This is a genomic window from Kitasatospora sp. NPDC088742, from assembly GCF_055584905.1.
In genome coordinates this window covers 58431-66224 of sequence record NZ_JBVJLD010000013.1, presented here as the reverse complement: position 1 = coordinate 66224, position 7794 = coordinate 58431, and the positions used below count along the sequence as shown (strand labels likewise).

6 protein-coding genes are annotated in these 7794 nt (G+C 72.2%); 3 read left to right on the top strand and 3 right to left on the bottom strand.

Features of this window, described 5'->3' with window-relative positions:
• The 3 genes from ACZ6ZR_RS13310 to ACZ6ZR_RS13300 all read left to right on the top strand — a co-directional run.
• A partial coding sequence (locus ACZ6ZR_RS13310; RefSeq protein WP_465642203.1) for an ABC transporter permease occupies positions 1 to 908 on the top strand: 908 nt, incomplete at its 5' end.
• Positions 908 to 1816 carry an ABC transporter permease gene (locus ACZ6ZR_RS13305; RefSeq protein ID WP_465642202.1) on the top strand — a complete coding sequence of 303 codons (909 nt, stop codon included), beginning with the start codon at positions 908 to 910 and terminating at the stop codon, positions 1814 to 1816. The genes ACZ6ZR_RS13310 and ACZ6ZR_RS13305, both read left to right, overlap by 1 nt.
• A complete protein-coding gene (locus tag ACZ6ZR_RS13300) occupies positions 1813 to 3819 on the top strand; it encodes a dipeptide ABC transporter ATP-binding protein (RefSeq protein WP_465642201.1) in 2007 nt (668 codons plus the stop codon). The genes ACZ6ZR_RS13305 and ACZ6ZR_RS13300 overlap by 4 nt, the downstream gene beginning before the upstream one ends.
• Positions 3820 to 3879: 60 nt before the next feature.
• Here the strand turns inward: ACZ6ZR_RS13300 and ACZ6ZR_RS13295 are convergent, their stop codons facing one another.
• Genes ACZ6ZR_RS13295 through pflB form a run of 3 tightly spaced genes read right to left on the bottom strand, consistent with a single transcriptional unit; the run spans position 3880 to position 7772 of the window.
• Positions 3880 to 4689 (bottom strand): phosphoribosyl-dephospho-CoA transferase MdcG domain-containing protein, encoded by an 810-nt coding sequence (locus ACZ6ZR_RS13295; RefSeq protein WP_465642200.1) that lies wholly within the window; start codon positions 4687 to 4689, stop codon positions 3880 to 3882.
• 29 nt (positions 4690 to 4718) lie between these two features.
• Positions 4719 to 5486 (bottom strand): pyruvate formate-lyase-activating protein, encoded by a 768-nt coding sequence (gene pflA / locus ACZ6ZR_RS13290; protein WP_465642199.1) that lies wholly within the window; start codon positions 5484 to 5486, stop codon positions 4719 to 4721.
• A gap of 15 nt (positions 5487 to 5501) precedes the next feature.
• Positions 5502 to 7772, bottom strand: coding sequence for a formate C-acetyltransferase (pflB, locus tag ACZ6ZR_RS13285; RefSeq protein WP_465642198.1), 2271 nt, complete (start codon positions 7770 to 7772; stop codon positions 5502 to 5504).
• Positions 7773 to 7794 lie beyond the last annotated feature (22 nt).

The following is a 7794-nucleotide window of genomic DNA, read 5'->3' as shown; positions in this document are numbered from 1 at the left end:
TCTCCAGCGCCGCACTCGGCCCCCGGGCCTACTTCGAGGCCAAGCAGCCGCGCCCCTCCGCCGCCTCGGTGGACCGCCAGCTGACCGCCCTGAACATCAACGACCGCACCCCCGTGGTGGAACGCTTCGGCACCTGGGCCGAGGGCCTGGTGCTCCACGCCGACCTCGGCCGCACCATCCACGACACCTCGGTGAACGAGGACTTCGGGCGGCGGATCTGGGTCTCGCTGCGGCTGCTGCTGGTCGGCTCCCTGCTCGGCATGGTGCTCGGCGTCGCGGTCGGCGTCTGGGGCGCGGTGCGCCAGTACCGGTTCTCCGACCGGGCGTTGACGCTCACCTCGTTCGTGCTGCTCTCCACCCCGGTCTTCCTGCTGGCCCTGCTGCTGAAGAACGGCGCGATCGCGGCCAAGGACGCGGCCGGCCACGAGGTGATCCCGTTCACCGGCTACGAGACCCCCGGCCTGGCCGGCGGGATCGGCGCCCACCTCGCCGACTGGGGCCTGCACCTGCTGCTGCCCACCCTCTCGCTGGCCCTCGGCGGCCTGGCCGTCTACAGCCGCTACCAGCGCGCCACCATGCTGGACGTGCTCGGCTCCGACTACCTGCGCACCGCCGAGGCCAAGGGCCTGACCAGGCGTCAGGCGCTGCTCAAGCACGGGCTGCGGACCGCGATCATCCCGATGACCACGATGTTCGCCTACAGCTTCCTGGGCATCTTCACCGGCGCCGCCTTCACCGAGACCATCTTCGGCTGGCACGGCATGGGGGAGTGGTTCATCCAGGCGATCAACGAGCAGGACATCAACTCGGTGGTCGCGGTCAACCTGTTCGCCGCGGTGGTGGTGCTGGCCTCCGGCTTCCTGGCCGACCTGCTCACCGCCGCCCTCGACCCCCGGGTCAGGTCCTGATGACTGCCGTGCTCCCGCTCACCCCGGCCGACCCGGCCGATCCCGTCGCCCCGGCCGCCACCGGCCGCTCCCGCCTGGTGCTGCGCCGCCTGCTGGCCGCCAAGGGAGTCGTGATCGGCGCCGTCACGGTGCTGCTGCTCTTCCTGCTGGCCTTCCTCGGCCCGCACCTGACGCCCTGGGACTACGCCGCCCCGGACTACACCGCGCTGCGCCAACCGCCCTCCGGCCAGCACTGGTTCGGCACCAACGGGCTCGGCCAGGACGTCTTCGCGCAGACCGTCCGGGGCCTGCAGAAGTCCCTGGTGATCGGCCTGCTGGTGGCGGTTTTCTCCACCGTGCTGGCCGGGCTGGTCGGCGCCTGCGCCGGCTACTTCGGCGGCTGGACCGACCGGCTGCTGACCTTCCTGGTCGACCTGATGCTGGTCTTCCCCAGCTTCCTGATCATCACCATCATCTCGCCCCGGCTGAAGGGCTCCGGCTGGATCGCCTTCGTGGTCCTGCTGGCCGTCTTCAACTGGATGATCACCGCCCGGGTGGTCCGCTCGATGACCCGCTCGCTGCGCGAGCGCGAGTTCGTCCGGGCCGCCCGCTTCATGGGTGTCCACCCGCTGAGGATCATCCTGCGCCACATCCTGCCGAACGTCGCCTCCTTCCTGATCACCGACGCCACCATCACGGTCGGCGGCGCGGTGATGAGCGAGGCCGCCCTCTCCTACTTCGGCTTCGGCGTCCGCGCCCCCGACGTCTCGCTCGGCACCCTGCTCGCCGCCGGCACCGACCAGGCCCCGGTCTTCCCCTGGCTGTTCTACTTCGCCGCCGCCCTCCTGGTCCTCTTCGTACTGGCCGTCAACCTGATCGGCGACGGTCTGCGGGACGCCCTCGACCCCACCTCCCGGAGCTCCTCGTGACCACCGCCCCCCTGCTCGAAGTCGCCGACCTGGCCGTGGACTTCGGCTCGCAGCCGGCCGTGCGCGGGGTGGATCTGACACTGCGTCGCGGGGAGACCCTGGGGATCGTCGGCGAGTCCGGCTCCGGCAAGTCCGTCACCGCGCTGGCCGTGCTCGGCCTGCTGCCGGGGGCCGCCCGGGTCCAGGGTTCCGTACGGCTGGAAGGACGGGAGCTGGTCGGCCTGCCGAGCCGTGAACTCGCCGGCCTGCGCGGCAACAAGGTGGCGATGGTCTTCCAGGACCCGCTCTCCGCCTTCACCCCCGTCTACCGGATCGGCGACCAGATCGTCGAGGCGATCCGGGTCCACCAGAAGGTCGACCGCGCCGCCGCCCGCGACCGGGCCGCCGAACTCCTCGACCTGGTCGGCATACCCGACCCGCGCCGCGCCCTGGACTCCTACCCGCACGAGTTCTCCGGCGGCATGCGCCAGCGCGCGATGATCGCCATGGCCATCGCCAACGGCCCCGACATCCTGCTCGCCGACGAGCCCACCACCGCCCTGGACGTCACCATCCAGGCCCAGGTGCTGGAGGTGCTGCGCACCGCCCAGCGGGAGACCGGCGCCGCCCTGGTGCTGGTCAGCCACGACCTCGGCGTGATCGCCGGGATGGCCGACCGGGTCGCCGTGATGTACGCGGGCCGGGTGGTGGAGACCGCCCCGGTGGACGAGCTCTTCGCCCACCCACGCCACCCGTACACCCTCGGCCTGATCGGCGCGGTGCCCCGGCTGGACGGCGCCCGCGGCGCCCTGGTGCCGATCCCCGGCCAGCCGCCCGCACCCGGCGCGGTCGGCGCGGGCTGCCCGTTCGCCGACCGCTGCCCGCTGGTCGAGGACCGCTGCCGCGCCGAGGAGCCCGCGCTCACCGGGGACGGCGAGCACCTGGCCGCCTGCCTGCGCGCCGACTTCCTGGCCGCGACCCGCCCGGCCCCGCAGGAGGTCTACCCCGTCCCGCCGCTGCCCGAGCCGGACCTGACGCCCCGTGAGGAGCGCGAGCCGGTGCTCACCGTCACCGGTCTGACCAAGACCTTCCCGGTGCTCAAGGGCACCGTCTTCAAGCGCCGGGTCGGCTCCGTGCACGCGGTGGACGGCGTCGAGCTGGACCTGCGGCGCGGCGAGACCCTCGGGCTGGTGGGCGAGTCCGGCTCCGGCAAGTCCACCACCCTGTTCGAACTGCTCGGCCTGGCCGCGCCCGAGGCCGGCCGGATCGAACTCCTCGGCCGGGACACCGCCACCCTCACCAAGGCGGACGCCCACCGCCTACGCGGCGAGGTGCAGATCGTCTTCCAGGACCCGATGGCCAGCCTGGACCCGCGCCAGCCGGTCGGCGACATCATCGCCGAACCGCTGCTCGCCCAGCGCGCCCCGCGCGACCTGGTCAACCGCCGGATCCCCGAACTGCTCCGCCAGGTCGGCCTCGACCCGGCCCACGCCACCCGCTACCCGCACCAGTTCTCCGGCGGCCAGCGCCAGCGGATCTCGATCGCCCGCGCGCTCGCCGTCTCGCCGAAGCTGCTCGTCCTCGACGAGCCGGTCTCCGCCCTCGACGTCTCCGTCCAGGCCGGCGTGCTCAACCTGCTCCAGCAGCTCAAGGCCGAACTCGGCCTGGCCTACCTCTTCGTCTCGCACGACCTCTCGGTGATCCGCCACCTCTGCGACCGGGTCAGCGTGATGTACCTCGGCCGCACCGTCGAACAGGGCCCCGTCGCCGAGGTCCTCGACCACCCCCGCCACCCCTACACCCAGGCCCTGCGCTCCGCCGTCCCCCTCCCCGACCCGGCCGCCGAACGCGCCCGCACCCGCACCCTGCTCCCCGGCGACCCGCCCTCCCCGACGGAGCGCCACACCGGCTGCGCCTTCCGCACCCGCTGCCCGCTCTACGCCGGACTCCCTCCCGAGAAGCGCACCTCGTGCGAGCAGACGACCCCGCCGCTCACCGCCGGAGTCGCCTGCCACCACGCCTGAGCTGAAACCTGAGCTGAAACCTGAGCTGAAACCTGAGCTGAAACCTGACCTGACACCTGGTCAGGCACTGCGCAGGTGCGCGGGGAACCACGGGTCGCCGACCAGGCGGGGGCCGTCCGGGGTGTGCAGGGTGAGGGACTGCGGGGAGGTGGAGTACTCGGCGAGGGAGACGGCGCCGTGCCGGGTCTCCAGTTCGGCCTCGACCCAGACCGGGAGCTTGCGCAGCCTGCGGCGGAGCAGCAGGGCGTCGCGGCGGCTGAACGGGAGGGGGCTGCGCAGCAGGAGGCGGAGCGGGCTGTCGGGTGACACCACCGGGACGCCGGTGGCGAGTTCGCAGCCGACGGCGCCGATCGGACCCCAGCTGAGGTTGTAGCTCTCGACCACCGCGCCGGCCTCCGGCAGGGCTGCCAGGGCGGGCACCCCGGTCTGCCGGGCCTCGGGCAACTGGCCGAGGCGGTCCGGGAGTTGCTCGGGGGCGAGGGTCAGTGCGACGGCCGAGCGCGGGGCGTAGCCGGTGATCCGCTGGTCCGGTCGCGGGCCGTGCAGCACGACCGGCAGCCAGGTCTCGGCGGCGGCCTCGGAGTCCCGGGTGCAGCGGACCCGCGCCGGGGAGAGTCCGGCGATGGCCGGGGCGCGGCGGACGGTGACCCAGGGGTTGCCGCGCAGCAGGGTGCGGGCCCAGCCGGGCATCGGCTCGGCGCCGGCCACGGTGCGGCGCAGCGAGGACGGGCAGTGCAGCAGCAGCAGGTCGTGCGCGGTGGGCGTCCGGCCGTCCATCGCCGGGACCGGCCCGACCACCCGGCGGGGGCGGCCCGGGTGCTCGTCGGGTTCGTCGGCCCAGCGGCGGCGGCGCGGCACTGCGGTGGTCATCGGGGGCTCCTTCTCGAACTGCGGTGCCGTCAGACGGCGTTGAGGCCGTGGCGGGCGAAGACGCCGCGCGCGGCGGCCACCTGCCCGGGGGTGGGGGAGGGGGTGCCGGCCAGCGCGAAGTCCTGGCCCAGGGCCTGGTACTTGGCGGCCCCCAGCTTGTGGAAGGGCAGCACGTCCACCCGGGAGACGTTGCCCAGCGAGGCGGCGAAGCCGGCCACGCCCTCGACGTTCTCGGCCGGGTCGGTCAGCCCGGGCACCAGCACGAAGCGGACCCAGACCTCCTTGCCCAGGTCGGCCAGCCGCCGGGCGAACTCCAGGGTGGGCTCCAACTGCCGCCCGGTGACCTTGCGGTAGAGCTCGCGGTCCCAGGACTTGATGTCCAGCAGGACCAGGTCGACGTCGGCCAGCAGCCCGTCGGTGGCCCGGGCGCCGAGGAAGCCGGAGGTGTCCAGCGCGGTGTGCAGGCCGAGTTCGTGCTTGAAGCGGTGGAACAGCTCACCGGCGAAGGCGGGTTGGAGCAGCGGCTCGCCGCCGCTGACGGTGGCGCCGCCGCCGGCCGCCCGGATGAAGGTGGTGTACTTCGCGGCCTCGGCCACCACCTCGTCGGCGGTGGTGCGCCGGCCGTTGCGCATCTTCATGGTGTCGGGGTTGTGGCAGTAGAGGCAGGTGAGCGGGCACCCGGCCAGGAAGGTGACGAACCGGGTGCCCGGGCCGTCCACGCCGGTGGAGAGGTCCCAGGAGTGCACCGAGCCGGTGGGTGCACCGACGGGGATCTCGGTTCCGAGGAGTACGGCCATGACGGGATCTCCTGCCTAGAGCGAGCCGTGGAACGTGCGGTTGAGCACGTCGAGCTGCTGCTCGCGGCTCAGCCGGACGAAGTTGACGGCGTATCCGCTCACCCGGATGGTCAGCTGCGGGTAGTCCTCCGGGTGCTCCATGGCGTCCAGCAGGGTGTCGCGGTTGAGCACGTTGACGTTCATGTGGAAGCCGTTGGAGGCCGTGTAGCCGTCCAGCACGCCCGCGAGGTTCCTCACCCGCTCCTCGGGGGTGCGGCCGAGCGCGTCGGGGGTGACGGTGTTGGTCAGCGAGATGCCGTCCTCGGCGTGCTCGTACGGCAGCTTGGCGACCGACAGGGCGCTGGCCACGTAGCCGTGGGCGTCCCGGCCGTTCATCGGGTTGGCGCCCGGGGAGAACGGCTCACCGGCCCGGCGGCCGTCGGGGGTGTTGCCGGTCTTCTTGCCGTAGACCACGTTCGAGGTGATGGTCAGCACCGACTGGGTGTGCTCGGCGTTGCGGTAGGTCGGGTGCTTGCGCACCTTCCGCATGAACTCCTCGACCAGCCAGACCGCGATCGAGTCCACCCGGTCGTCGTTGTTGCCGTACGCCGGGTACTCGCCCTCGATCAGGTAGTCGGTGACCAGGCCGCTCCCGTCCCGCACCGGGGTGACCTTGGCGTGCTTGATCGCCGAGAGCGAGTCGGCGGCCACCGAGAGGCCGGCGATGCCGCAGGCCATGGTGCGGCGGACCGCGCGGTCGTGCAGCGCCATCTCGATCCGCTCGTAGGCGTACCTGTCGTGCATGTAGTGGATGACGTTGAGCGCGTGGACGTAGGTCTCGGCCAGCCACTCCATCTGCTGGTCGAAGCGCGCCATCACCTCGTCGTAGTCCAGGACTTCGGAGGTGACGGCCCCGGTCTCCGGGCCGACCTGGGCGCCGGACTTCTCGTCCCGGCCGCCGTTGACCGCGTAGAGCAGGGTCTTGGCGAGGTTCACCCGGGCGCCGAAGAACTGCATCTGCTTGCCGACCGCCATCGCCGAGACGCAGCAGGCGATCGCGGTGTCGTCGCCGAAGCGCGGGCGCATCAGCTCGTCCGACTCGTACTGCACGCTGGAGGTGTCGATCGACACCTGGGCGCAGAACTCCTTGAAGCCCTGCGGCAGTTGCGGGGACCAGAAGACCGTCATGTTCGGCTCGGGGGCCGGGCCGAGGTTGTAGAGGGTCTGCAGGTAGCGGAAGGAGGTCCGGGTCACCAGCGGGCGGCCGTCCTCGCCGATCCCGCCGATCGACTCGGTCACCCAGGTCGGGTCGCCGGAGAACAGCTCGTCGTACTCGGGGGTGCGCAGGAAGCGGACGATCCGCAGCTTGACGATGAAGTCGTCCACCAGCTCCTGGGCCTGCTCCTCCGTCAGCACCCCGGCGTCGATGTCCCGCTGGAGGTAGACGTCCACGAAGGTGGAGGTGCGGCCGAGCGACATGGCCGCGCCGTTCTGCTCCTTCACCGCCGCCAGGTAGGCGAAGTACAGCCACTGGATGGCCTCGCGCCCGCTGGTGGCCGGCCCCGAGATGTCGTGGCCGTAGCCCGCCGCCATCTGCTTGAGCTCGCCCAACGAGCGGATCTGCTCGGAGAGCTCCTCGCGCCCGCGGATGGTCTCCTCCAGCAGCGCCGGGTCGCTCGGCGCGGCGTCCAACTCGGCCTTCTCGGCCAGCTTGGCCTCGACCAGCCGGTCCACGCCGTAGAGCGCGACCCGGCGGTAGTCGCCGATGATCCGGCCGCGGCCGTAGGCGTCCGGCAGTCCGGTGACGACGCCGGCCTTGCGGGCGGCCCGGATGGCGGGGGTGTAGGCGTCGAAGACCCCGGCGTTGTGGGTCTTGCGGTACTCGGTGAAGACCTTCTCCAGCCCCGGGTCGACCGGGTAGCCGTAGGTCTCCAGGGCGCCGGCCACCATCCGCCAGCCGCCGTAGGGCATGATCGCCCGCTTCAGCGGGGCGTCCGTCTGCAGCCCGACGATCAGGTCCTTCTCCCGGTCGATGTACCCCGGGGCGTGCGCGGTGATGGTCGAGGGGATGTCGTACGCGACGTCGTGGACGCCCTTGGCCCGCTCCTCGGGGAACCTGTCCGTGATCGCCTTCCACACGGCGGTGGTGCGCTCGGTCGGGCCGGCCAGGAAGGAGCTGTCGCCCAGGTACGGGGTGTAGTTCTGCTGGATGAAGTCGCGGACGTCGACGCTGTCGCGCCACAGCCCGCCCTTGAAGCCCTGCCAGGCGTCGGCGGTGGCCGTCTTCTCGATGTGCTGGGTGCTCATGTCTGCTGCTCCCGCTCTTGGA

Bases quoted from the DNA above. Each gene is read 5' to 3' on its own strand.
- pflA (WP_465642199.1), bottom strand. From the start codon at position 5,486: ATGGCCGTACTCCTCGGAACCGAGATCCCCGTCGGTGCACCCACCGGC.
- ACZ6ZR_RS13305 (WP_465642202.1), top strand. From the start codon at position 908: ATGACTGCCGTGCTCCCGCTCACCCCGGCCGACCCGGCCGATCCCGTC.
- pflB (WP_465642198.1), bottom strand. From the start codon at position 7,772: ATGAGCACCCAGCACATCGAGAAGACGGCCACCGCCGACGCCTGGCAG.
- ACZ6ZR_RS13295 (WP_465642200.1), bottom strand. From the start codon at position 4,689: ATGACCACCGCAGTGCCGCGCCGCCGCCGCTGGGCCGACGAACCCGAC.